Annotated in this window: 22 protein-coding genes; 18 read left to right on the forward strand and 4 right to left on the reverse strand. The window is 56.5% G+C overall.

The genetic code is table 11. From position 1 onward, the window contains the following. The first annotated feature begins 96 nt into the window (after positions 1–96). The 3 genes from MTP42_RS00545 (at position 97) to MTP42_RS00555 (ending at position 3183) form a co-directional block, all read left to right on the forward strand. Positions 97–663: a hypothetical protein gene (locus MTP42_RS00545; RefSeq protein WP_005934531.1), complete on the forward strand. Its 567-nt coding sequence runs from the start codon at positions 97–99 to the stop codon at positions 661–663. Between the two features lie 12 nt (positions 664–675). After that, on the forward strand, positions 676–1413 hold the full coding sequence (locus MTP42_RS00550; RefSeq protein ID WP_223387800.1) for a DUF3658 domain-containing protein: 738 nt from the start codon (positions 676–678) through the stop codon (positions 1411–1413). A gap of 198 nt (positions 1414–1611) precedes the next feature. Then, on the forward strand, positions 1612–3183 hold the full coding sequence (locus tag MTP42_RS00555) for a recombinase family protein (RefSeq protein ID WP_249257720.1): 1572 nt from the start codon (positions 1612–1614) through the stop codon (positions 3181–3183). A 43-nt stretch (positions 3184–3226) separates the two neighbouring features. On the opposite strand, the gene MTP42_RS00560 is transcribed toward MTP42_RS00555, so the two are convergent. After that, positions 3227–3523, reverse strand: a complete 297-nt coding sequence (locus MTP42_RS00560; RefSeq protein ID WP_249257721.1) for a hypothetical protein — start codon at positions 3521–3523, stop codon at positions 3227–3229. A 213-nt stretch (positions 3524–3736) separates the two neighbouring features. Between MTP42_RS00560 and MTP42_RS00565 the strand changes: the two genes are divergently transcribed. Further along, entirely contained in the window at positions 3737–4681 is a 945-nt protein-coding gene (locus tag MTP42_RS00565) for a LysR family transcriptional regulator (protein ID WP_249257722.1), read from the forward strand. Positions 4682–4806: 125 nt separating this feature from the next. Here the strand turns inward: MTP42_RS00565 and MTP42_RS00570 are convergent, their stop codons facing one another. Beyond that, the gene (locus tag MTP42_RS00570; RefSeq protein WP_249257723.1) at positions 4807–5202 is read right to left on the reverse strand and encodes a NifB/NifX family molybdenum-iron cluster-binding protein; all 396 of its coding nucleotides are present in this window, start codon (positions 5200–5202) and stop codon (positions 4807–4809) included. Positions 5203–5299: 97 nt separating this feature from the next. Continuing rightward, positions 5300–5953 (reverse strand): HAD family hydrolase, encoded by a 654-nt coding sequence (locus MTP42_RS00575; protein ID WP_097769827.1) that lies wholly within the window; start codon positions 5951–5953, stop codon positions 5300–5302. Between the two features lie 354 nt (positions 5954–6307). On the opposite strand from MTP42_RS00575, the gene MTP42_RS00580 reads away from it, so the two are divergent. The 14 genes from MTP42_RS00580 (at position 6308) to argF (ending at position 23234) form a co-directional block, all read left to right on the forward strand. Next, the gene (locus tag MTP42_RS00580; RefSeq protein ID WP_005928914.1) at positions 6308–7387 is read left to right on the forward strand and encodes a branched-chain amino acid aminotransferase; all 1080 of its coding nucleotides are present in this window, start codon (positions 6308–6310) and stop codon (positions 7385–7387) included. Positions 7388–7661: 274 nt separating this feature from the next. After that, positions 7662–8429 carry an alpha/beta hydrolase gene (locus MTP42_RS00585; protein WP_249257724.1) on the forward strand — a complete coding sequence of 256 codons (768 nt, stop codon included), beginning with the start codon at positions 7662–7664 and terminating at the stop codon, positions 8427–8429. Positions 8430–8517: 88 nt separating this feature from the next. After that, positions 8518–9270, forward strand: coding sequence for an esterase family protein (locus MTP42_RS00590; RefSeq protein ID WP_249257725.1), 753 nt, complete (start codon positions 8518–8520; stop codon positions 9268–9270). 121 nt (positions 9271–9391) lie between these two features. Beyond that, positions 9392–10822 (forward strand): ATP-grasp domain-containing protein, encoded by a 1431-nt coding sequence (locus MTP42_RS00595; RefSeq protein WP_442899444.1) that lies wholly within the window; start codon positions 9392–9394, stop codon positions 10820–10822. A gap of 135 nt (positions 10823–10957) precedes the next feature. Next, positions 10958–12400 carry an RNA-binding domain-containing protein gene (locus MTP42_RS00600; protein ID WP_249257726.1) on the forward strand — a complete coding sequence of 481 codons (1443 nt, stop codon included), beginning with the start codon at positions 10958–10960 and terminating at the stop codon, positions 12398–12400. A gap of 112 nt (positions 12401–12512) precedes the next feature. Next, a complete protein-coding gene (locus tag MTP42_RS00605) occupies positions 12513–13340 on the forward strand; it encodes an MYG1 family protein (protein ID WP_156066706.1) in 828 nt (275 codons plus the stop codon). Position 13341: 1 nt separating this feature from the next. Beyond that, positions 13342–14190 (forward strand): GNAT family N-acetyltransferase, encoded by an 849-nt coding sequence (locus MTP42_RS00610; protein WP_098923908.1) that lies wholly within the window; start codon positions 13342–13344, stop codon positions 14188–14190. Between the two features lie 270 nt (positions 14191–14460). Then, positions 14461–15696, forward strand: coding sequence for an argininosuccinate synthase (locus tag MTP42_RS00615; protein ID WP_227611808.1), 1236 nt, complete (start codon positions 14461–14463; stop codon positions 15694–15696). A 457-nt stretch (positions 15697–16153) separates the two neighbouring features. Further along, the gene (argH, locus tag MTP42_RS00620) at positions 16154–17554 is read left to right on the forward strand and encodes an argininosuccinate lyase (protein WP_005928872.1); all 1401 of its coding nucleotides are present in this window, start codon (positions 16154–16156) and stop codon (positions 17552–17554) included. Further along, on the forward strand, positions 17551–18486 hold the full coding sequence (argC, locus tag MTP42_RS00625; RefSeq protein ID WP_249257727.1) for an N-acetyl-gamma-glutamyl-phosphate reductase: 936 nt from the start codon (positions 17551–17553) through the stop codon (positions 18484–18486). The genes argH and argC overlap by 4 nt, the downstream gene beginning before the upstream one ends. Before the next feature lie 164 nt (positions 18487–18650). Continuing rightward, positions 18651–19877: a bifunctional glutamate N-acetyltransferase/amino-acid acetyltransferase ArgJ gene (gene argJ, locus MTP42_RS00630; RefSeq protein WP_249257728.1), complete on the forward strand. Its 1227-nt coding sequence runs from the start codon at positions 18651–18653 to the stop codon at positions 19875–19877. A 157-nt stretch (positions 19878–20034) separates the two neighbouring features. Further along, on the forward strand, positions 20035–20889 hold the full coding sequence (argB, locus tag MTP42_RS00635) for an acetylglutamate kinase (RefSeq protein ID WP_097773048.1): 855 nt from the start codon (positions 20035–20037) through the stop codon (positions 20887–20889). Between the two features lie 228 nt (positions 20890–21117). Continuing rightward, entirely contained in the window at positions 21118–22323 is a 1206-nt protein-coding gene (locus tag MTP42_RS00640; protein WP_035393208.1) for an acetylornithine/succinylornithine family transaminase, read from the forward strand. Then, positions 22320–23234 (forward strand): ornithine carbamoyltransferase, encoded by a 915-nt coding sequence (gene argF / locus MTP42_RS00645; RefSeq protein WP_249257729.1) that lies wholly within the window; start codon positions 22320–22322, stop codon positions 23232–23234. Before MTP42_RS00640 ends, argF begins: the two co-directional genes overlap by 4 nt. A gap of 92 nt (positions 23235–23326) precedes the next feature. Here argF and MTP42_RS00650 read toward each other — a convergent pair whose 3' ends face one another. Beyond that, positions 23327–24181 carry an SDR family oxidoreductase gene (locus tag MTP42_RS00650; RefSeq protein ID WP_005928852.1) on the reverse strand — a complete coding sequence of 285 codons (855 nt, stop codon included), beginning with the start codon at positions 24179–24181 and terminating at the stop codon, positions 23327–23329. Positions 24182–24214: the final 33 nt, after the last annotated feature.

Here is a 24214-nt window from a genome sequence, read left to right on the forward strand (position 1 = left end):
AGTATACACCTGAAGGGGAAAATTTAATGAAGGTGATTCCAATGGAGCTTTAGTGTATTGAGTGAAGAAAAAAAATAAATTAGGAGGCAGTATACTATGACTAACAAAATCAAACGGCTGATTTCCATTCTATTGGTCACGGTTTTATTTCTCCTGACCATTCAGCCAGCATTTGCAACTGGAAATAAGAGAAAGATCGATGATTATTCGATAGAAGAACTTCTCAATCTTTCTGTGCAAGAACAAGAGAATCTCGGATTTTATGTTTTGGCCGAGGTTCCAATGCGCATTCCTGTTTCTAATACAGACGGCTCAAGAGTTGTATCGTATATTGATGGAACATGGAGAGTTCTTTATACAAAGGCCAATGGATTGGGCTTTTATATGAGTGGAACTACCGTCGGTATTGGCCCGGATTTAATAAAAAATGTTTCAGGAACGGATTACTACACGAGCTATTCCGATAACATCGAACGAAGCTGCCCATTTTCAACGACAGCACTAGTTCCAGAACAAAGTATATATAATACAACCTATACATATGACTTCTATGATGTTGGAACTTATCTTGATTGCAGCGTTGGGTGTTATTTTGGAGTGGTTGGCTCAAGCAAACCAATCTATTGGAGTGCAACTACACAAGTTACCATCCCGAAATTATGATTTTGACCAGCTATGGATGAAATTGTTTTTGAACCCAGTGATGTCAATATGTTAGCAGCTTTAGGCATCGTCGAAAGTGTAAAGTTGTTTCCGTTTATGTTATCAATGGGAGAACTTCAATATGCTTGCGATTCAGAATATCGTTGCAAACAATTCGTGAATTGCCTTTCAGAATATTATCCTGACAGCCAAATTGAAGCTAGACAACTGTGGTCGAAATATCATGGTACAGCGAATGCGGTTCAATGTGATATGATAAATCATAAGCCACTGCGTGTTTGGGTCAGGAGTTCTGCCGATTGTTGGTGCGGCATTTATTATATTTGTTACTATGCAGCAAAGTATGGTACAAATAGAATTTTGCTTGCATCCAGAGAAGGTCTGAAAGAATTTATGGAAGGGAAAACCGATAAGATCTCACAAAAGTATTTGACGGAAGAAACTATTACTGAGTATGCCAAAAGATGGGGAAAGCTATTAAACGAAAACACCTCCATGCGTATTTGGCATGCGAACGATGTTAAAAGCGTTAACATAGATTATTTCGACCAGAGAATTATTAGTTTAGTATCGAGAATTCCTATTTCGGTTGGTGAACTTACCGCAGACGTATTAAAAGCGATTTCTGCTCCGGTAAGTGACTGGTATGTCATGAAACGCATAGAAGCACTTTTGAAAAAGGGTGTTCTTCAAGTCGTTATTCCAAACAAAATCTTTTATAATACCATCGTCCAGCTAAACGAAGAATAAAGGAATCCGAGCAAGTCGGCCCAACAGTCACCTCATTTCAACGAGAGGGGTGGCTGTTGGGCCAATTGTTCAAAAAGAAAAACTGAAGATAATAAAAAGTCTTGATTTCTCCATCAAAACATGGTATATACATTATACGAAACAATGCTTTGAAAGAACGCTCCACCGTTCAATGACGTGTAAAGAGAGGTGCTTGCCATGACCGCTGTGATCTACGCCCGCTATTCCAGTGATAACCAGCGCGAAGAATCCATCGAAGGCCAGATTCGTGAATGCACGGCCTATGCCGAAAAGAATGACATCACTATCGTCAAGCACTACATTGACCGCGCCATCTCTGCCAAGACGGATAATCGCCCTCAATTCCAACAGATGATAAAGGACAGCGACAAGAAGCTGTTTGATATTGTTCTGGTCTGGAAACTTGACCGCTTTGCCCGGAATCGCTACGACAGTGCCCGGTATAAGACCCAGCTGAAGAAGAACGGTGTCAAGCTCATGTCGGCTACGGAGATCATCTCCGAGGGGCCAGAGGGTATCATTCTGGAATCGGTTCTGGAGGGCTATGCAGAATACTACTCTGCCGACCTTGCCGAAAAGGTTGTCCGTGGACAGACAGAGAACATCCTGAAAGGCCGCTGCAACGGTGGTCGTGGAACGTTTGGATATACGCTGGATTCCGAGCGGAAATTTCACATCGACCCGCTTGCCTCCCCTTTCGTGCTGGAATCGTTCACGAAGTATCGGGATGGCCTCACGATGAAAGAGATTCGGGACTGGCTGAATGAAAACGGCATCAAGAACCCGGTCGGAGGCGAATTTACTTACAACAGCGTGGAGCACATGCTCAAAAACCGGCGTTATATCGGAGAACTGAAATTCCGGGATGTGGTCGTGCCGGATGCGATTCCGCCCATCGTGCCGCTGGAACTGTTCGATGATGTGCAGGAAAAGATTGCCAAAAACAAGAAAGCCCCTGCCCGAAGAAAGGCAGAGGACGATTACCTGCTGACAACCAAGCTGCACTGTGGTTGCTGCGGTGCGCTGATGTTTGGCGAAAGCGGCACAAGCCGGACGGGAGAAGTCCACCGCTACTATAAATGTGCCACGGCCAAAAAGAAGAAGGGCTGCAAGAAGAAAACTGTCCGCAAACAGTGGCTGGAAGATCTGGTGGTGAACCAGACCATGCAGCTTGTCCGGGACGATGCCGCCATGGAATCCATTATCGCCAAGGTCATGGAGCTGCAAGACCGAGAGAACACCAACCTTCCTCTCTATGAGAAACAGCTCCGGGATGCAGAATCGGGTATCCAGAATATGCTCAACGCAATTCAAGCCGGAATCCTCACCAGTTCCACCAAGGAACGGTTGGAACAGCTCGAAGAAACCAAGCGTGAGCTTGAAGCCCGCATTGCGGAAGAAAAGCTGGCAAAGCCAAAAATCAAAGAGGAATTTATCCGTTTCTGGCTGATGCGCTTCCGTAAACTGGACATGAGCCTGAAAGACCAGAGGCAAGCGTTGGTGGATACGTTCATCAATTCGATTTATCTGTACGATGATAAGGTTTTGATAACCTTTAACTATAAAGAAGGTACACAGACCATCACGTTTGAGGAAGCGGCCCAAGCCGCATCAAAGGAAAATGGTTCGGATTTGGATTGCTTTACTGCACCAGAAAATGCCGTGAAATCGAAAGATTTCATGGCTTTTTTGTTTTGTAAGCCATGGGTGCACGGTTTTTGCACGGTCGGTGTTTTCCATGTCCGATGATGTAGGGCGCTGTATTGCATTGCAATCAGTGCCCTTTTTTGCATCAGGTGAGCAGTGCCAAGCGGAGCTTTGCCTTCATTTCCGGGTCGGCATCCTTCAGCAACTCCAAAAGAGCCGTCATGGAGATGGTAGGTTCGCCTGCGGCGGGTACAGCCTGCGGGCTGGAGGTGTCGGGCTTGGCATAGAAGCCGCTTTCAAACTTCTTGCCCAGCTCCACACGGGAGGACTGCTGGATATGAGCGTAGGTGTTCACCAGCATATCCGCACTGGCGTGTCCTGTGGTCCCCTGCACCGCCAGATGCAGGATGGGGTCCTCCATGCTGTCCAGTGCTGCCCGCATCTCGTCCACCTCCCAGATGCTGCGCTCTTGGGTGGGAAAGCTCTCCCATTTGTCGCAGCTCTTGCCGTGCTCATCCTGATAGGTGTACTATTTTTCAATTTCCTCTTGCAATTTTCGATTGCAGTTGTTATGATACGGGCAGGAATAAAATGTGCAAAAAGTATTCTGCACAAGGCAGCAATGCGATTTTTACATGGAGGAGGCAGGCATATCATGTATGTGGATTGGGAGTATTACAAGATCTTCTATTATGTGGCGAAGTATCAAAACTTTACCAAGGCCGCGCGGGTTCTGGGCAACAATCAGCCCAATATCACCCACTCGATGAACCGGCTGGAAAGCCAGCTGAACTGCGTGCTGTTCATCCGCTCCAACCGGGGTGTGACCCTGACACCGGAAGGCGAGATGCTCTACTCCCGCATTGCTTCGGCGGCGGTGCAGATCCAGGATGCCGAAGAGGAGCTGAGCGCCAGTGCCACGCTGGAGCACGGAACCATCAGCATCAGCGCCACCGAGACGGCGCTCAACATTTATCTTTCCAAAAAGCTGCGGGATTTCCATACCGAATATCCCGGCATTCGGCTGCGCATCTCGAACCACTCCACCCCGCAGGCGGTGCAGGCCGTGAAGAACGGCGAGGTGGATTTTGCCATTGTGAGCACCCCGGCGGAGATCGAGTCGGGGCTGAAAATGGTGGAGCTGAAGCCGTTTTACGAGGTGCTGGTGGGTGGCAGGACCTTCACCGCACTGGCAAGTCAGAGCCTGACCCTGAAGGAGCTGCGCAGCTATCCCCTCATCTCCCTCAGCGACGAGAGCGTGACCCGCAGCCTGTACCGGCAGTTCTTCCTGGATCACGGCGCGGTCCTCAAGCCGGATACGGAAGCCGCCACCACCGACCAGATGCTCACGCTGGTCAAAAGCGAGCTGGGCCTTGCCTTTGTGCCGGAACCCATGGCGAGGGATGGCCTGGAGCGTGGCGAGCTGGTGCAGCTCCATCTGCAGGAGATCATCCCGACCCGTTCGATCTGCCTTGTTTACGACCGCCACCGTCCGCTGAACACGGCGGCGCGGAAATTCCAGCAGATGCTGACCAAGGCAGACCCGCCCCGCCCGGCCGACTCGAAGCAGACCGAGAGCGTCTCTTTTGTGTCCCAATAAAATGCTGTCAAGATGAGGCCGAGCGCTCACGGCACTGCCCTGGCTTCTGCCGGTTCTTCTAAGGCATAAAATAACCCCGGAACGTTTGCGGTGATGCATCGCTCCGGGGTTTGTGATGTTACGGGTTACTGGCCGCAGGAGTGCCCGCCGCAATGATGCTCACCGCAATGGTGGCCCTCGCCGTGGTCGTGGTGGTCGCAATGGGCGTTGGGGTCAAAGCGGAGCTTTCCGGCCAGATAATCTGCTACTGCCGCGTCTGCCGGGCCGCTGATCCCGCCGAACAGCTGGATGCCTGCCTGTGCAAGGGCATTCTGTGCCCCGGGGCCGATGCCGCCGCAGAACACCGCATTGGCATTGTGCTGGGCCAGAAAGCCCACCAGTGCGCCGTGGCCCTGCCCGTTGGTGGAAACGACCTCGCTGGCCGTCACCTGTCCGTTTTCGACCTCGTAGAACTTGAACTCTGCCGTGTGGCCGAAGTGCTGGAATACCATACCGTTTTCATAAGGAATTGCGATCTTCATGGGGGATGTCTCCTTTTTTCTTTTCTTTTATTGTAACATAACACGGGAGACAATAAAACCCCGGAACACGGGGCGATTTTGCGGAGCTTTCCCTCAATTACAGTTCTCCCGTTTTCAGCTTGGCCAGCACCTCGTTCAGGCTGGTGCATTCCATGGTATACAGGCCGCGCATCTCATCGTCGGCGGGGAGCAGATCGGGCACCATGACGGTGACAAAGCCCCCGGCGGCACCGGCGCGGACACCGTTGTAGCTGTCCTCCAGCACCAGCGTGTGGGCGGGATCGGTGCCCAGCTTTTCCGCCGCCAGCAGGAAGATCTCCGGGTCGGGCTTGGAGTGCTTGACCTGCTGGCCGGATACCAGCGCCTTGAAGTAGTGGGTCAGACCCCAGTTGTTCAGGTTGCCCTCGATGACATGGACACGGCTGGAGGAGGCCACTGCCATGGGGATGTGGTTGGCATCCAACCAGGCCAGCAGCTCGTCCAGCCCCGGCTTTTTGGGCACCGGTTTCTGGAACTCCTCATCGGCCACCCGGTGCAGGCTGTCGATGATGGCGTTGGCATCGCAGTCCTCTCCGTAGAACTGCCGCACGATGTTACGGGAAGTTTCGCCTGCAGTGCCGCGTTCAGCCTCGGCAAGGCCTTCCTTGTACTCCAGACCCAGCGCCGCCAGCGCCGGTTCCCAGAAAGTGGCCCACATCCGCTCGGTGTCGAACATCAGGCCGTCCATATCAAAAATCACGCCGTTGATCATGGTAGAACTCCTTTTATTATAACCCTCTCCGTCATTGCTTCGCAATGCCACCTCTCCCGAAGGGAGAGGCTGTTCTGCCTCTTGGGAAAGGTTTTCGCAAAACCAAAATCTAAAAGCCGCAATGGGCTCCCCCTTTGGGGGAGCTGGCAACGCCATCGGCGTTGACTGAGAGGGCTTATATTTTCATTTTATCACAATTTGCGACAACTTACAGCCCCCAAACATGAAAGATTTTGCGTTTCCTTGCAAATCCGGCTCATGCTACTATAATAGAAAACAACATTCGGCATTTCAGGTGCGGGCGCGTGCCGCGCAAAATCTGCTGTGTGAGATCAGAAAAGAGGGAAATATATCATGTTGGATATTAAGATCACTCGTACCACTTCTCCCAAGGAGAAGCCTCAGGACGAGACCAAGCTGGGCTTCGGCAAGAAATTTACCGACCACATGTTTGTGATGGATTATACCGAGGGCGAGGGCTGGCACGATGCCCGCATCGTCCCCTATGCACCCTTCCCGCTGGACCCGGCCACGGTGGTGTTCCACTATGCGCAGGAGATCTTTGAGGGCATGAAGGCTTACCGCACCGCGGATGACACCATTCAGCTGTTCCGCCCTGATTGCAACGCAAAGCGTTTCCAGGATTCTGCTGACCGTCTGTGCATCCCCAAGATCCCGGAAGAGGATTTTGTGCAGGCTGTTGAGGCTCTGGTGGATGTGGAGCGCGACTGGGTGCCCCATACCGATGGCGCTTCCCTGTACATCCGTCCCTTCATTTTTGCAAACGATGTGGGTCTGGGCGTGCACGCTTCCAAGCACTATATCTTCTGCATCATCTGTGCTCCCTCCGGCGCTTACTACGCCGAGGGCATCAATCCCGTCCGCATCTACGTTGAGGATGAATACATCCGTGCCGCTCCCGGCCTGACCGGCTTCACCAAGTGCGGCGGCAACTACGCTGCTTCCATCAAGGCCGGTGAGCTGGCCGAGGAGCAGGGCTACGCACAGGTGCTGTGGCTGGACGGCGTGGAGAAGAAGTACGTTGAGGAAGTCGGCAGCATGAACATCATGTTCAAGATCGACGGCAAGGTCTACACCGCTGCAACCGTCGGCACCGTTCTGCCCGGCGTTACCCGCCGCAGCTGCATCGAGCTGCTGAAGGATTGGGGCTATGATGTCATCGAGGGCAAGCTGGCCATTGCGGACATCATGCAGGCCGCCCGTGAGGGCAAGCTGGAGGAGGTCTTCGGCACTGGTACCGCCGCAGTCGTCTCCCCTGTCAAGGAGCTGGTCTGGAAGGGCGAGCACGCCTATATTGGCGATGGCAAGATCGGCCCTGTGACCCAGAAGCTGTACGACACCATGACCGGGATGCAGTGGGGCAAGATCCCCGATACCAAGGGCTGGATCGTTCCGGTTGAGAAAAAGTATTGATCCTTCCCGCGCTTCTCTCTGTTCAGAATTTTTGCAAACGCCGCCGGGTGGAAATGCCGGGCGGCGTTTGCCGTATCATAGAACCTCTCAGCCGCCTACGGCGGTAGCTCCCCTAGTCAGGGGAGCCAAGTTTACGATACCGTTTTCTTGCCTCTCCTGCTAGGAGAGGTGGCAATGCGAAGCATTGACGGAGAGGTTTTGTCTCCCGATTGCTTTTCCGCCTGCACAGTGCTAGACTATGTGCAGAAAAACAGAAACGAGAGGGAACTGGAATATGGTCAAAAAATGGAGCGTCAGCTATCCTGCGGTGAACGGCGTGGAGCAGCGCCGGGTGTATGTCTACCTGCCCACCATGTACGAAGCCGACCCGGAGCGCCGGTATCCGGTGCTGTATATGTTCGACGGCCAGAATGTGTTCTTTGATGCGGATGCCACCTACGGCAAGAGCTGGGGTGTGGCGGATTATCTGGACTACACCGATACCCCGCTCATCGTGGCGGCAGTGGAGTGCAATGCAGGCCCCAACAACGAGCGCCTTGTGGAGTATTCGCCCTACCGCTTCGATGACCCGACCTATGGCCACTTTGACGGCAAGGGGCAGGCGACCATGAGCTGGTTCATCCACCGGTTCAAGCCCTTCATTGACCACAATTTCCGCACCCTGCCGGACCGGGAGCACACGTTCATCGGCGGCAGCTCCATGGGCGGCCTGATGAGCCTGTACGCCCTGCTGCAGCATAACGATACCTTCAGCCGCGCGGCAGCCCTGTCGCCGTCGATCTGGGTGTCTCCTGAAAAGCTCAGCGGTCTGGTGGGCCGCGCAAAGCTGGAGCCCGGCACGGTGCTCTACATGGACTACGGTTCCCAGGAGATGGGCAGCCACGAGGGAATGCGCAGGGAATTTGCCGAGATGTGCAGCAAGATCATGGTCCGGGGCATCCACCTGACCGGCCGCCTGGTGCCCGGCGGCACCCACAGCGAAGCCAGCTGGGAAAAGCAGCTGCCGTTCGTGTTCCATACTTTGATGTACGAGTTGGACTGAACCGCTCCGTTATTCCTTCGGGATGCCACCTCTCCTGGTAGGAGAGGCGCGGAGCGCCTGAGAGGTTTTTTATAGAGGAGGGAACTACATGGAAACACAATACTTCAAGGATTACAGCCCCGCACTGGGCCGGGAGATGGAGTGCAAGGTCTACGGCCACGCAGGCCGCCCCATGCTCTTTATCCCCTGTCAGGATGGCCGTTTCTTCGACTTTGAGGACTTCCACATGGCCGGTACGCTGGCTCCGTGGATCGAATCCGGGCAGATCATGGTCATCTCCATCGACACCATCGATCAGGAGACCTGGTCCGACACCAACGGCGACCCCTACTGGCGGATCCGCCGCTATGAGCAGTGGATCCGCTACATCGTGGAGGAAGTTGTGCCCAAGATCCAATATATCGCCAAGGAGCGCAACGGCTGGGACAGCCTCCCCGGCGTGATCGCCTTTGGCTGCAGCCTGGGCGCGACCCATGCCGTCAACCTCTACCTGCGGTTCCCCTATCTTTTCGATGGTTGTCTGGCCCTCAGCGGCATCTACACCGCAAAATACGGCTTTGGCGATTACATGGACGAGGTGGTCTACCAGAACTCCCCCGTGGATTACATGGCCAACTTCCCCACCGATCACCCCTATATGGACCTCTACCGCAGCAGGAAGGCGGTCATCTGCTGCGGTCAGGGCGCTTGGGAGCAGCCCGATACCACCCGGCAGCTCAAGCAGATCTTTGAGCAGAAAGGCATCCCTATCTGGGTGGACCTGTGGGGCTATGATGTCAAGCACGACTGGGATTGGTGGTATCAGCAGGTCGTGTATTATATGCCTTATATTCTAGGATAAGGCGGCTCACCCTCTCAGTCAAAGCCTTGCGGCTTTGCCAGCTCTCCCAAAGGGCGAGCCTTTGGCAAAACCGTGAACTTTGCAGGGACTGCCAAGGCCTCCCACTTTGGGGGAGGTGGCATTGCGAAGCAATGACGGAGAGGGCGAGGACGTGAACAAGAAAGAGGAATCAAAAACCATGAGCAACTTTATCTTTATCTCCCCCAATTTCCCCACCAACTACTGGCAGTTCTGCCGGGAGCTGAAAAACGACGGCATGAATGTGCTGGGCATCGGTGACCAGCCCTATGATGAGCTGAAGCCGGAGCTGAAAGACAGCCTGAACGAATACTATAAGGTCGGCAGTCTGGAGAATTATGACGAGGTCTACCGTGCGGTGGCGTTCTTCGCCTTCAAGTATGGCCGCATCGACTGGCTGGAATCCAACAACGAATACTGGCTGGAGCGGGATGCGGCCCTGCGCACGGACTTCAACATCAAGTCCGGCTTCCAGACCGAGGATATGCCCCGCATCAAGTACAAGAGCAAGATGAAGGAGTATTACCAGAAGGCCGGCATCGCCACCGCACGTTACCACATGGTGGACGACCTGGAGGGCTGCAGGAAGTTCATCAACGAGGTGGGCTATCCGGTGGTGGTCAAGCCGGACAACGGTGTGGGAGCCTCCGATACCCATAAGCTGTCCAGCGATGAGGAGCTGAAGCGCTTCCTGCTCTACAAGAGCACTTATCACCCCGACCTCGCCTACATCATGGAGGAGTTCGTCCATGCCGAGGTCAACAGCTACGATGCCATCATCGACGGCAGCGGCAACCCCATCTTTGAGGCGGGCAACGTCAGCCCGGTGTCCATCATGGACATCGTCAACGACAACGATAACTCCATCTACTATATCATCAAGGATCTGCCCGAGGATACCCGCGCCGCCGGACGTGCCGCCGTCAAGAGCTTTGGCGTGAAGAGCCGATTCGTCCACTTTGAGTTCTTCCGCATGACCGAGGATCAGGCCAGCATGGGCAAAAAGGGCCAGCTCGTGGCGCTGGAGGTCAATATGCGCCCCTGCGGCGGCTTTACCCCGGATATGATCAACTTTGCCCGCTCCACCAACGTGTACAAGATCTGGGCAGATATGATCGCCTTCGGCGGCACGGATATGCCGGTGGGCGAGCACTACTACTGCCCCTTTGCGGGCCGCCGCGATGGCAAAAACTTTGTGTACAGCCATGAGCAGATCATGCAGAAGTACCAGAAGAATATGCGGATGGTGGACCGCATCCCCGAGGCTCTGTCCGGTGCCATGGGCAACCAGATGTACGTTGCAACCTTCTCCACCCGCGAAGAGATGGAGCAGTTCTACTCCGATGTGCTGGCCGTGAACGACCCTGTCAACGCCAAGGTGCAGAAGGAGCTGGCCGAGGTGCTGGCACTGGGCGAGCCCACCACCACCGCCCTCACCGAAAAGCCGAACCTCTCCCCCGCCGTGAAGCCCACCACGGCTGTGACCAAGACCCCCACCCGTGCCGTTACAAAGACAGCACGGAAGAGAAAGTGACCAGAAGTTAGAGAACAGCCCCGGGACAAGGAAGAAAGCTCCATGTTCCGGGGTTTTATTGTCCCCTGCTTCAGAATGTGATATACTGATTTCATAAGATTCAAAACGCCCCACAAGGTAAGGGAGGTTCTTTGCATGGATGCTAAAACGCTGAAAACGGTTTTTGAAATTGGAGAAACCATTGCTGTGGAATTCAAACGCTGTGGGAACGGAATTGAAAATGATGTTTATGAGACGGTATGTTCTTTTCTGAACCGCTTTGGTGGGGATCTCTTTATGGGGGTGCTGGATGACGGCACAGTCTTGGGAATCCCGGAAAGAGCGGCATCTGATATGGTGAAGAACTTTATCAGCAGTATCAGTAACCCGGCACTTTTGACACCGACCGTTTACCTTGCGCCGGAAATTCTGAAATATAGAGGAAAAACGATTATTCACGTTCATGTTCCGCCCAGTGCTGAGGTGCATAGCTATAAACGTGTGATCTATGACCGTGTAGATGATGCGGACGTTAAAGTGACGGCAACTGCTCAAATTGCGCAAATGTATATCAGAAAGCAGGAAATCTTCACGGAACGGAAAATTTATCCCTATGTGCAGGCGGAAGATCTGCGTTTGGACCTGCTTCCAAGACTGCGGAGAATGGCAGAGAACAACAGTGGTCAAAATCATCCGTGGAATGGGATGACGGATGAAGAACTATTGAGGAGTGCACATCTTTATGGTAAAGATCGTATGACAGGACAGCAGGGGTTCAATTTGGCCGCAGTAATGTTGCTTGGAAAAGATGATCTCATTATGGATGTTGTGCCTGCTTATGTGACAGATGCACTTTTGAAACGGGAAAATGTAGACCGCTACGATGACAGAGAGATCATAAAAACAAATTTGGTGGAAAGTTATGAACGATTGATGGAATTTGGACGAAAACATCTGCCGGATAAATTCTTTTTAGAAGGAGACCAGCGCAAAAGTCTGCGGAGTATTATAACACGTGAGATGATTGCCAATACCTTGATCCACAGGGAGTATACCAGCACCTATCAAGCAAAATTCGTGATAGAACGAGAGTGCATGTACGTTGAAAATGCAAATCGTGCAACACAGACAGCGGTGATCACATTGGATAACCTGGAACCAAATCCTAAAAATCCTATTATTGCATCTTTCTTTCGGAATATTGGCTATGCAGATCAATTGGGATCTGGCGTAAGAAATTTGTTTAAATATAGTCGGTACTATTCCGGCAGAGAACCGGAGTTTGTCGAAGGAGATATTTTTCGTATCCTGGTTCCGCTGGGGGGTGAAACAGAAGAAATAGGCTTCACCACCCAATCCGCCACCCAATCCGCCACCCAATCTACCACCCAATCCGCCACCCAATCGGATCAGTGGGAACAGATCAAAGCTGTCATGGCTGTTATTCGGCAGAATCCGGAATTTTCACAGAGACAAGTTGCAGAGCAGTTAGGATTAAATCCGAATACGGTAAAATATTATTTCCGAAAGCTGCAGGAACAAGGGCAGTTGAAACGGATGGGGAGCTCCCGCAAGGGAAAATGGATTCTGGAAGAATAACTTTGAATTTTCCCGGGACAAGGAAGAAAGCTCCATGTTCCGGGGTTTTATTGTCCCCTGCTTCAGAATGTGATATACTGTTCCCAAAGAAAGAGAACGAGGTATTGCTGTTATGAAAATTCCTGCAAACGGATTTACCCACGCCGGCAAGTTCCATGCGGACGACGTATTTGCAACGGCGCTGCTGCAGATCATCCGGCCGGACATCAGGATCACCCGCGGCTTTGTGGTGCCGGACGATTTCGACGGCATCGTGTATGATATCGGCTTTGGCATGTTCGATCACCATCAGGAACCCCGCGAGTACCGCGCCAACGGCATCCCCTATGCGGCCTTCGGCCTGCTGTGGCGGGTGCTGGGCCCGGGGCTGGTGGGGGAGCGTCAGGCCCGGCTCATCGATGAAAACTTTATCCAGCCCCTTGACCTGAACGATAACACCGGCGAGCAGAACAGCCTGTGCGATGCCATCGGCTTCTTCAACCCGGTGTGGGATTCCAAGGAGGATCAGGACACCTGCTTCTTCAAGGCGGTGGCTGTGGCAAAGCAGATCCTGGAAAACCAGATCGAGAGCGCGAACGCCGTGAACCGCGCCGACGAAAAAGTGCAGCAGGCCTATAAGAATTCCCGGGACGGCATCGTGATCCTGCCCTGCTACCTGCCCTGGAAGAATGGCCTGTACAAGACCGATGCCCTTTTCGTCATCTACCCCAGCCAGCGCGGCGGGTGGAGTGCCCAGTGCGTGACCGACCACAAGACCAAAAAGCCGAAGCTGCCTTTCCCCCAGAGCTGGGCGGGTCAGCCGCAGGAGATCATTGAGCAGAAGAGCGGCATCGAGGGCATCAGCTTCTGCCACGCCAGCCGCTTCCTCATCACCGCAAAGGACAAGGAGACGGCGCTGGCCGCCTGCCGTCAGGTGCTGAAAAACAACGGGAGACTGTGATATGAGCGGGGAAGCGGAGAAGACGGAGCGGGCCTATGTCTATATGGTGCGCTGCGCAGGCGGCCAGCTCTACACGGGCTGGACAAATGACCCGGCCAGCCGCCTGCACGCCCACAAGAGCGGGAAGGGAGCCAAGTGCACCCGTGCGCTGGGGGCACAGCGGTTCGCGTATCTGGAACGGTGCACAGACAAATCCGCCGCCCTGCGCCGGGAAGCAGCCCTGAAAAAGCTGACCAAGGCGCAGAAGGAGGCCCTGTGCGCCGAATGGGCTGAGAAGAACCTGCCCCGGCTCTCGCTGGCCACCCGGGCCGATGCGGCGGAGATCCTGGACATTTACAACTGGTATGTCCTGCACCACACGGCAACCTTTCAGGTAACGCCCTCTTCCCTGCCGGAGTATGAGGACTGGGTGGACAGCACCCGTGCGCTGATCCCTCTGCTGCTGGCCCGGGATGGGGATGGTAAGCTGCTGGGCTACGCCTGCGCCCACCGCTACCACCCCCGGGAGGCCTACGACTGGGCTGTGGAGAGCACCATCTACTGTGCCCCCGATGCCCGGGGCTTTGGTGTGGGGGATACCCTCTACCGTGCCCTGCTGGATATTCTGGACGGGATGGGTTACTGGAATGTCTACGCCCTTGTGGCAGACCCCAACCCCGCCAGTGAGCGTATCCATGCCCGCCTGGGCTTCACCTGCGTGGGCCGTGAGCCCCACACTGCCTATAAGTTCGGCTGGCTGGGCCTGTCCACCTGGTGGCTGCCCCTGCGCAGGGGCAATGAAAAGCCGGAGCCCACCCACCCGCTGACACAGGAACAGGTGGAGGAGATCCTGGGAAGATACCAGGCATAAAGAAAGCGTCCTTCGGGGCGCTTTTTTGCATTTCATATATACATTTTAACTGCATAAAACTTGAATATAAACAAATAATATTGCATAAACATACAAAGTGTAACAAATCCTGCCGCAAATGCGCGGCATGTTTGGCAGTTTTCAGCATTGACGGAAAAGCCGCGTGGCGTATAATAAAAGCATCAACTGCGAATCAAAGACAGAGGATGCGAAGGGAAAGTGCGCATCAGGGTACAAAAGTGTATTTTTATTAAAAGGAGCGCGTTTATTATGAAAAAGGAAAACATCAAAAAAGTCGTTCTGGCCTACTCCGGTGGTCTGGATACCTCCATCATCATTCCCTGGCTGAAGGAAAACTACAACAACTGCGAAGTCGTCGCCGTTTCCGGTGACGTGGGTCAGGGCACTGAGCTGGACGGCCTGGAGGAAAAGGCCAAGGCTACCGGCGCTTCCAAGCTGTACGTTCTGGATCTGAAGAAGGACTTTGTGGAGAACTACATCTTCCCCACCCTGAAGTTCGGTGCAAAGTACGAGGACTACCTGCTGGGCACCAGCTTTGCACGCCCCTGCATTGCAAAGGCTCTGGCCGATATCGCCATCAAGGAAGGCGCAGATGCCATCTGCCACGGCTGCACCGGCAAGGGCAACGATCAGGTGCGTTTTGAGCTGACTCTCAAGGCCCTGTGCCCGGATATGGCCATCATTGCTCCCTGGCGTGAGTGGGACATCAAGAGCCGTGACGAAGAGATCGACTACGCCGAGGCTCACCACATCCCCCTGAAGATCAACCGTGAGACCAACTACTCCAAGGACAAGAACCTGTGGCATCTGAGCCACGAGGGTCTGGATCTGGAGAGCCCCGCCAACGAGCCCCAGTACAACCACCCCGGTTTCCTGGAGCTGGGTGTCAGCCCTGAGCAGGCTCCCGACACCCCGACCTATGTGACCATCCACTTTGAAAAGGGCGTTCCCACTGCCGTTGACGGCAAGGAAATGGGCGCTGTAGAGCTGGTGGAGTATCTGAACAAGCTGGGCGGCAAGAACGGCATCGGTCTGCTGGATATCGTGGAGAACCGTCTGGTGGGCATGAAGAGCCGCGGCGTGTACGAGACCCCCGGCGGTGCCATCCTGTACAAGGCCATCAATGTTCTGGAGACCATCACCCTGGACAAGGAAAGCGCACACCTCAAGGAGCAGCTGGCTCAGAAGTACGCCGACATCGTCTACAACGGCCAGTGGTTCACCCCGCTGCGTGAGGCTCTGGATGCTTTTGCCAACAGCCTGGCAAAGACCGTGACCGGCGATGTGAAGCTGAAGCTGTACAAGGGCAACATGATCAACGCCGGTGTCACCTCTCCGTTCACCCTGTACGATGAGCAGACTGCTTCCTTTGGTGAGGACGAGGATTACAACCAGGCAGACGCAGCAGGCTTCATCAACCTGTTCGGCCTGTCCATCAAGGAGCGCGCAAAGCTGTCCAAGAGCTGGCCGAAGATCGAGGACTAAGCGGCTGATCCACCGGGATCACACAAAGCCAACTTTCTCTCCGGTGTGTTTTCTACACTTTCACAACGGAGTTCCAAAACCGGCATAGTTGCCGGCGGCACCGCCGCAGGAGCGTTTTCCCCTGCGGCGGCTTTGCCGTTTATAAAGGAAATGTATGCTTGTGGTCAGGCCCGTCTCTGTACAACCTCTCAGCCTTCGCTGGCGCTTGGCAGCTCCCCTAGTAGGGGAGCCCTTGGCAGAAGATTTATTTTTCGCAATAATCACTGACGCTCCAAAGCCAATGCCTGCCGCAGGGCAAACAGGAGCGAAGCGCCAACCCCCGAAAACGCGATGGTATGCCAAGGCCTCTCCTACTAGGAGAGGTGGCATCGAGCAAAGCGAAGATGACGGAGAGGTTGTACGGAGGAAAAGCTTTCCGTAAGATAAAGATACTTTACGAGATAGAGGGACAATAACGATGGCAGAACAACTCTGGAAGGGCCGCTTCTCCAAGGCGGTCGATTCGCGCGTCAATGATTTTAACTCCTCCATCCGCTTTGACCAGCGGATGATCGCGCAGGATATGCGCGGCAGCGGGGTCCACGCCGCCATGCTGGCCAAGCAGGGCATCATCTCCGAAAAGGACTGCGAGGATATCCTCAGCGGGCTGGCCTCCATTGCCGACGATCTGGCAAGCGGTGCGCTGGAGATCGACCCCAACGCCGAGGATGTGCATACCTTCGTGGAGCAGACCCTGACCGCCCGCATCGGCGATGCAGGCAAGCGCCTGCACACCGGCCGCAGCCGCAACGATCAGGTGGCGCTGGATATCCGCCTGACCCTGCGGGACTACAGCCACACCCTGCAGGCTTACATCGTGGAGCTCATCAAGGTCATCTGCAGGAAGGCCGCGGAGAATACCACCGCTGTCATGCCTGGCTACACCCACCTGCAGCGCGCCCAGCCCATCACCTTTGGCCATGCGCTGATGGCCTACGCCTCCATGCTTCTGCGCGACCTGCAGCGCTTTGAGGATGCCACTGCCCGCATGGATGCCCAGTGCCCGCTGGGCTCCGGCGCTCTGGCCGGTACCACCTACCCGCTGGATCGTCAGTTCACCGCCGAAAAGCTGGGCTTTGCCGCACCCTGCGCCAACAGTCTGGACGGCGTTTCTGACCGTGACTTCTGCATCGAGCTGGCCAACGCCATCTCCATCTGCATGATGCATCTGTCCCGTCTTTCCGAGGAGATCATCCTCTGGTGCAGCTGGGAGTTCAAGTTCATCGAGCTGGACGATGCCTTTACCACCGGCTCCTCCATCATGCCCCAGAAGAAGAACCCCGATGTTACCGAGCTGATCCGCGGCAAGACCGGCCGCGTCTACGGCGACCTGAACACCCTGCTGGTGATGATGAAGGGCATTCCGCTGGCTTACAACAAGGATATGCAGGAGGACAAGGAAGCCATCTTTGATGCGGTGGATACGCTGGAGCTGTGCCTCAAGACCGTCACCCCCATGCTGGACACCATGAAGACCCTGCCCGCCAACATGCGCCGCGCTGCCGCCAAGGGCTTTATCAACGCCACCGACTGCGCCGACTACCTGACCAAGAAGGGGATGCCCTTCCGGGATGCCTACAAGCTGACCGGCTGCATGGTCTCCGACTGCATCGCAAAGGATAAGACCCTGGAGGAACTGACCCTTGACGAATTCAAGGGCTACAGCGCCCTGTTCGAGAACGATATCTATGATGCCATCGACCTCATCAAGTGCTGTGAGGGCCGCACCAGCTACGGCGGCCCCAGCGAGGCAAGCGTCAACAACCAGATCCGGCTGGCCATGGACCAGCTGGCCGCATGGGAGGCGAACAACGCATGAGCGTAAAGGTCTTTATCGACGGCTCCGCAGGCACCACGGGTCTGCGCATTGCCGACCGTCTGGCCGCCCGACCCGAAATTGAACTGCTCTCCATCTCCGAGGAGGGCCGCAAGGACGTGAACGAGCGGGCAAAGGTCATCAATTCGGCTGACCTCGCCTTCCTCTGCCTGCCGGATGCCGCCTCCAGAGAGGTCATGCCCCTGCTCCGTCCGGATGTCAAGGTGCTGGATACTTCTACGGCTTTCCGCACGGATCCCAACTGGGTCTACGGCTTCCCGGAACTCAGGGGCCAGAAGGAAAAGATCAAAAACGCCTGCCGCGTGGCGGTGCCCGGCTGCTATGCCAGCGGGTTTATCAGCATCATGCGGCCTCTGGTGGAGCTGGGCCTTGCCGGAGCGGGTGATTTTTACAGCTGCACCGGTATTTCCGGCTATTCCGGCGGCGGCAAAAAGATGATCGCCGATTACGAAAGCCCCGACCGTCCGGCCCACAGCAAGCTGGATGCACCCAAGAGCTACGGTCTGAGCCTTGCCCATAAGCATCTGCCCGAGATGCAGAAGATCAGCGGGCTGGCAAACCCGCCCGCCTTTGTGCCTGTGGTCTGCGATTATTACAGCGGGATGCAGGTGCTGGTGCCCTTCCAGCCGGTCTGGGGCGGTGCCGAAAAGGTGGCCGCAGGGCTGGCGGAGTATTACAGGGATGCCGCCACCATCAAGGTGCACGCCCTGAACGAGCCGCTGCCCGAGAACGGCCTGTATTCCAACGCTATGGCCGGTACCGACCGCATGGAGCTGTACAGCACCGTGAACGCCGCCGGGGATCAGATGATGCTGGTCTCCCTGTTTGATAATCTGGGCAAGGGCTCTTCCGGTGCGGCAGTCCAGTGTATGAATCTGATGCTCGGTTTTGAAGAGACGGAGGGTCTGGAATGAAATGGCTCACCCGCTCAGGCCGCTTCGCGCCCAGCTCTCCCGAAGGGAGAGCTTTTGACAAAACCGCAAACTCTGCGGGGAATGCCAAGGCCTCCCACTTTGGGGGAGGTGGCAGCGCGTTAGCGCTGACGGAGAGGGTGAGGATGCTGAAGGGAGAAAGTAGTATGTATCAAGAAGTTGCGGGCGGCATCTGTGCCCCCAAGGGCTTTGCAGCGGCTGGCGTGCATTGCGGCATCCGCGCAAATCATAATGAAAAATACGATCTGGCACTCATCAAGGCGGAGGTGCGCTGTGCCGCCGCCGGTGTCTATACCACCAATAAGGTCTGCGGCGCACCCATCAAGGTGGACCGTGCCCACCTGAAGGACGGCTATGCACAGGCTATCCTTGTGAACAGCGGCAACGCCAATACCTGCGCCGCCAACGGCATGGCTCTGGCCGAGGAGTGCTGTGCGCTGGTGAGCGAGGCACTGCACATCCCCGCAGAGGATGTGCTGCCCGCCTCCACCGGTGTCATTGGCCAGCCCATGGTCATTGACCCCTTTGCCCGGGGAATCCCTGCCGCTGCCGCAAAGCTGGCGGCCACTGCGCAGGGCAGCACCGATGCGGCCACGGCCATTATGACCACCGATACCCACAAAAAGGAGTACGCCATCCAGTTTGAGCTGGGCGGCAAGACCTGCACCGTGGGTGCCATTGGCAAGGGCAGCGGCATGATCGCCCCCAACATGGCCACCATGCTGGCCTTCTACACCACCGATGCCGCCGTTTCCCCCGCTCTGCTGGAAAAGGCCCTCAAGACCGTGGTGCCCGGCACCTACAACCAGATGAGTGTGGACCTGGATACCTCCACCAACGATACCCTGATCATCATGGCCTCCGGTCTGGCCGGAAACCCCGAGATTTGCGAAGAGAACGCCGACTACGATGCCTTTGTGGCGGCCCTGACCGCCATTGCTGAGCACATGTGCGCTGAGCACGCCGGTGACGGCGAGGGTGCCACCCACCTCATCACCTGCGAGGTGACCCACGCCCCCGACCTGAAAACGGCCCGAGCCGTCAGCCGCAGCGTGGTCTGCTCCAACCTGTTCAAGGCTGCTGTCTTTGGCCGCGATGCCAACTGGGGCCGCATCCTCTGCGCCATCGGCTACACCCCCGGCGATTTCTCCATCGACAAGGTCTGTGTCTGGCTGAGCAGTGCCGCAGGTGAGGTCTATGTCTGCGAGAACGCCGCCTACCACCCCTACAGCGAGGACGAGGCTGCCAAAGTTCTGGCGGAGCATGATATCCTTGTCAAGGTGGATATGGGTACCGGCGATGCCAGCGCCAAGGCATGGGGCTGTGATCTGACTTATGATTATGTGAAGATCAACGGGGATTATCGGACCTGATAAAACTCCCCCAGTCGCCTGCGGCGACAGCCCCCTCAAGGAAGGGGCCTGAAAGCCTCCCTCTTTGAGGGAGGTGGCATCGCGCAGCGATGACGGAAGGAGTTTGTCTGGTAGAAAATGAATGCCGGAGCAAGTGTGCTGGCGGCAAGGAGAGTATATGAAGAACGAAGAAATGGCCCTCCTGTTTTCGGAGGCGACCCCTTACATCCAGAAATACCATGGCAAGACCATGGTCATCAAATACGGCGGCAACGCCATGATCAACGAGACGCTGAAAAACGCCGTGATGAACGACCTTGTCACCCTGACCCTGCTGGGGGTGCGGGTGGTGCTGGTGCACGGCGGCGGCCCGGCCATCAACGAGATGCTGAAAAAAGTCGGCGTGGAGAGCCATTTCAACAACGGTCTGCGTGTGACCGATGACGCTACCATGGAGATCGTTCAGCAGGTGCTGGCCGGTAAGGTGAACAAGGACCTTGTGGCAAAGCTGCGCGGCCGCGGCGTGGGCCTGTGCGGCATGGACGGCCAGATGCTCCGCTGCACCGAGCTGGACCCAGCGCTGGGCCATGTGGGCGAGATCATCCATGTGGACCCCACCCTGATCTCTACCCTGCTGGACGGCGGCTATATCCCCGTGATCGCAACGGTGGGCATGGACGATCTGGGTCAGGCCTATAATGTCAACGCCGACACCGCCGCCGCACAGATCGCCATTGCCCTCAAGGCCGAGAAGCTGGTTTCCATGACCGATATCGCCGGCCTGCTGCGGGATAAGGACGATGAGACCACCCTCATTCCCGAGGTGGAGGTCAGCGAGATCGAGGGCTACAAGGCTGCCGGCATCATTGCGGGCGGCATGATCCCCAAGATCGGCGGCATGGCCGATGCCATCTATCAGGGAGTCCACGAGGCGGTCATCATCGATGGCCGCGTGCCCCACTCCATTCTGCTGGAGCTGTTCTCCAACCGCGGTTCCGGCACCCGGTTCTACCGCCGCAGCCATCAGGAATAAGGCTTGCTGAAAATTATATCGGGCGATATAATAAAGATGAATAGGCTCCCCCTTTGGGGGCAACGACGACGACCGCCGCCAGTGGCGGATTGAGGGAGGAGTTGTTGGGGCAGTGGCCAGCAAGGTGCGAGTGCAATTGCACGAAGCAGCTGCTGGGAGCCACAACCTGGGCTGGCGAGCGAATGCGAGACTGAGAGGGCGAGGACGCTAACCAAGGAGGGTATATCTATGGATTCCGAAAAAGTCATCAAGCGGGACAACGAATATGTCCTGCACACCTATAACCGCAACCCCATTGCACTGGAAAAGGGCCACGGCCTGTATGCCGAGGGCCCCGAGGGCCAGAAGTACCTGGATTTCACCAGCGGCATCGGCGTGAACAGCCTGGGCTACTGCGACCTGACCTGGGCCGAGGCTGTCTCCGAGCAGGCCCACAAGCTGCAGCACACCTCCAACCTTTACTATACTGCCCCCTGCGGCAAGCTGGCCAAAAAGCTGTGCAAGCGCACCGGCATGAACAAGGTGTTCTTTGGAAATTCCGGTGCCGAGGCCAACGAGGGTGCCATCAAGGCTGCCCGCAAGTACAGCTTTGATCACTACGGCAAGGGCCGCGATGTTGTGATCACGCTGGTCAACAGCTTCCATGGCCGCACCATTGCCACCCTGACCGCCACCGGTCAGGAGGTGTTCCACAACTACTTCGGCCCCTTCAACGAGGGTTTTGTCTATACCACCGCCGGTGACATCGAAGGCCTCCGGGAACTGGTGGACCGCCATACCTGCGCCATTATGCTGGAGCTGATCCAGGGCGAGGGCGGCGTGATGGCGCTGGACCCTGAGTATGTGCAGGCCGTGCGCGCCCTCTGTGATGAAAAGGACCTTGTCCTCATCGTGGACGAGGTGCAGACCGGCGTGGGCCGCACCGGCACCTTCCTGTGCTGTGAGCACTACAACCTCAAGCCCGATATCGTCACGCTGGCCAAGGGCCTGGGCGGCGGCCTGCCCATCGGTGCCGTTCTGCTGAACGAAAAGACCGCCGAGGGCATGGGCCCCGGCAGTCACGGTTCCACCTTTGGCGGCAACCCGGTGGTCTGCGCCGGTGCCAACGTGGTGGTGGATCGGATGGATCAGAGCTTCCTGGCCAATGTCAGTGAGCGGGCCGTCCAGCTGCGTGCTGGTCTGGCCAAGCTGCCCATGGTCAAGAACCTTTCCGGCATTGGCCTGATGGTGGGCATCGAGTTCTTTGGCGGCATCCAGGCCGCGGACGTGCTGGCCGCCTGCCGCGAAAAGGGCCTGCTGGTGCTCACGGCCAAGAGCCGCCTGCGCCTGCTGCCCCCGCTGACCCTGACCGCCCACGATGTGGAAAAGGCTCTGGGCATCCTGAACGAGGTGCTGACCGAGATGGAGCAGAAGGCTCCAAAGGAGCAGGCATGAAACATCTGCTGAAAATGAGCGACCTCTCCCCCGCTGAGCTCCACCACATCCTTGATGTGGCGGAGGAGCTCAAGGCAGAGCAGAAGGCCGGGACGACCCCGGCGCTGCTCAAGGGCAGGAGCGTGGCGCTGGTGTTCTCCAAAAATTCCACCCGCACCCGCACCAGCTTTGAGGTGGGTGTCTACCAGCTGGGCGGTCTGGGCAATTACATGAACGCCGCCACCGAGCTGCAGTCCGGCCGGGGCGAGCCCCTCAAGGATACCGCCCGGGTGCTGGGCCGCTACTACGACTGCGTGGTCTGGCGCACTTACCGTCAGCGCGATCTGGAAGAGTTTGCCGAGCTGGCCGGTGTGCCCGTGATCAACGGCCTGACCGACTACGCCCATCCCTGCCAGGTGCTGGCCGACCTGATGACCATCCGGGAACGCCGGGGCACGCTGGAGGGCCAGAAGCTCTGCTTCATCGGCGATGGCTGCAGCATGGCAAACAGCCTCATCGTAGGCGGCCTGCTGGCAGGGATGCGTGTGACCTGTGTCTGCCCCGAGGGCTACCGCCCTGCCGCCGACGTGCTGATGTTCGCCCACAAGTATGGCGAAAAGTTTCACCTGCTCACCGACCCCGCCAAGGGTGTGAAGGATGCCGATGTGGTGGTGACCGCCGCATGGAACACGGCCCCCGGCACCCCCGAGAGTGAGCGCCGCCTGCGGGACTTCGCGGGTTTCCAGGTGACTGGCAGGCTGATGGAGGGCGCAAAGCCCGATGCCATGCTCCTCCACTGCCTGCCTGCGCACCGGGGCGAGGAGATCTCCACCGCTGTCTTTGAAGAGCACGCCGACGAGATCTTTGACGAGGCCGAGAACCGTCTCCATGTGCAGAAAGCCGTGCTGGCCATCCTGCTGGCCGGTCTGTAAAAAACGAGAAAGAGCCCTGGGGCTGCAGAAAATTGCAGCCCCAGGGCTCTTATTGTTTCTCTCAGGGTCTGCGGCTCAGGCCGGGGCCCTCATCAGACACCAGAGTAGGCGGAGAAGCCGCCGTCAATGGGCAGGCAGATACCGGTGATGAAGCCGGCAGCCTCGTTGTTCAGCAGGAACAGCAGGGCACCCACCAGATCCTTTTCGCTGTCGCCGAAGCGGCCCATGGGGGTGGCAGCCAGGATCTTTTCGGTGCGGGCGGTGGGGGTGCCGTCCTCGTTGTAGAGGAGCCGTGCGTTCTGCTCGCTGGCAAAGAAGCCCGGGGCAATGGCGTTGACCCGGATGCCCACCTTGCTGAAGTGCACTGCCAGCCACTGGGTGAAGTTGGTGACGGCAGCCTTGGAGCCGGAGTAGGCCGGGATCTTGGTCAGGGGCAGGTAGGCGTTCATGCTGGAGATGTTCATAATGTTGCAGCCGGGGCGGCCCACCATCTGCCGGGCAAAGGCCTGCGTGGGCAGCAGGGTGCCGATGAAGTTCAGGTTGAACACCATCTCCACGCCGCTCTCGTCCAGATCGAAGAAGGTCACGGTGTCATCGTCCAGATCCGCCATCTCGAAGAATTCCTTGTCGGTGTTGGCCCGGGGGTTGTTGCCGCCGGCACCGTTCACCAGAATGTCGCAGGGACCCAGATCCGCCATCACCTCCTCTGCCACCTGCAGGCAGTTGGCCTTGTTCATAACATTGCAGGTGTAGCCCTTGGCCACGCCGCCTTCTGCCTCGATCGCATTGGCCAGCTCCTTCAGCTTCTCCATGTTGCGGCCCAGCAGAGCCACTTTGGCTCCTGCCCGGGCCAGAGCCTTGGCGAAAATGGAACAAAGGGTGCCGCTGGCACCGGTGACCACGGCAACCTTGCCGGACAGGTCGGTGTTCAGAACATTCTTTTCCACGAGGATACTCCTTTTTTGATCAGATGGTTGTGG

It is taken from the genome of Faecalibacterium sp. I2-3-92 (genome assembly GCF_023347315.1).
GTDB lineage: Bacteria > Bacillota > Clostridia > Oscillospirales > Ruminococcaceae > Faecalibacterium > Faecalibacterium duncaniae.

Bases quoted from the DNA above. Each gene is read 5' to 3' on its own strand.
- MTP42_RS00545 (WP_005934531.1), top strand. From the start codon at position 97: ATGACTAACAAAATCAAACGGCTGATTTCCATTCTATTGGTCACGGTT.
- MTP42_RS00550 (WP_223387800.1), top strand. From the start codon at position 676: ATGGATGAAATTGTTTTTGAACCCAGTGATGTCAATATGTTAGCAGCT.
- MTP42_RS00555 (WP_249257720.1), top strand. From the start codon at position 1,612: ATGACCGCTGTGATCTACGCCCGCTATTCCAGTGATAACCAGCGCGAA.
- MTP42_RS00560 (WP_249257721.1), bottom strand. From the start codon at position 3,523: ATGCGGGCAGCACTGGACAGCATGGAGGACCCCATCCTGCATCTGGCG.
- MTP42_RS00565 (WP_249257722.1), top strand. From the start codon at position 3,737: ATGTATGTGGATTGGGAGTATTACAAGATCTTCTATTATGTGGCGAAG.
- MTP42_RS00570 (WP_249257723.1), bottom strand. From the start codon at position 5,202: ATGAAGATCGCAATTCCTTATGAAAACGGTATGGTATTCCAGCACTTC.
- MTP42_RS00575 (WP_097769827.1), bottom strand. From the start codon at position 5,953: ATGATCAACGGCGTGATTTTTGATATGGACGGCCTGATGTTCGACACC.
- MTP42_RS00580 (WP_005928914.1), top strand. From the start codon at position 6,308: ATGTTGGATATTAAGATCACTCGTACCACTTCTCCCAAGGAGAAGCCT.
- MTP42_RS00585 (WP_249257724.1), top strand. From the start codon at position 7,662: ATGGTCAAAAAATGGAGCGTCAGCTATCCTGCGGTGAACGGCGTGGAG.
- MTP42_RS00590 (WP_249257725.1), top strand. From the start codon at position 8,518: ATGGAAACACAATACTTCAAGGATTACAGCCCCGCACTGGGCCGGGAG.
- MTP42_RS00600 (WP_249257726.1), top strand. From the start codon at position 10,958: ATGGATGCTAAAACGCTGAAAACGGTTTTTGAAATTGGAGAAACCATT.
- MTP42_RS00605 (WP_156066706.1), top strand. From the start codon at position 12,513: ATGAAAATTCCTGCAAACGGATTTACCCACGCCGGCAAGTTCCATGCG.
- MTP42_RS00610 (WP_098923908.1), top strand. From the start codon at position 13,342: ATGAGCGGGGAAGCGGAGAAGACGGAGCGGGCCTATGTCTATATGGTG.
- MTP42_RS00615 (WP_227611808.1), top strand. From the start codon at position 14,461: ATGAAAAAGGAAAACATCAAAAAAGTCGTTCTGGCCTACTCCGGTGGT.
- argH (WP_005928872.1), top strand. From the start codon at position 16,154: ATGGCAGAACAACTCTGGAAGGGCCGCTTCTCCAAGGCGGTCGATTCG.
- argC (WP_249257727.1), top strand. From the start codon at position 17,551: ATGAGCGTAAAGGTCTTTATCGACGGCTCCGCAGGCACCACGGGTCTG.
- argJ (WP_249257728.1), top strand. From the start codon at position 18,651: ATGTATCAAGAAGTTGCGGGCGGCATCTGTGCCCCCAAGGGCTTTGCA.
- argB (WP_097773048.1), top strand. From the start codon at position 20,035: ATGAAGAACGAAGAAATGGCCCTCCTGTTTTCGGAGGCGACCCCTTAC.
- MTP42_RS00640 (WP_035393208.1), top strand. From the start codon at position 21,118: ATGGATTCCGAAAAAGTCATCAAGCGGGACAACGAATATGTCCTGCAC.
- argF (WP_249257729.1), top strand. From the start codon at position 22,320: ATGAAACATCTGCTGAAAATGAGCGACCTCTCCCCCGCTGAGCTCCAC.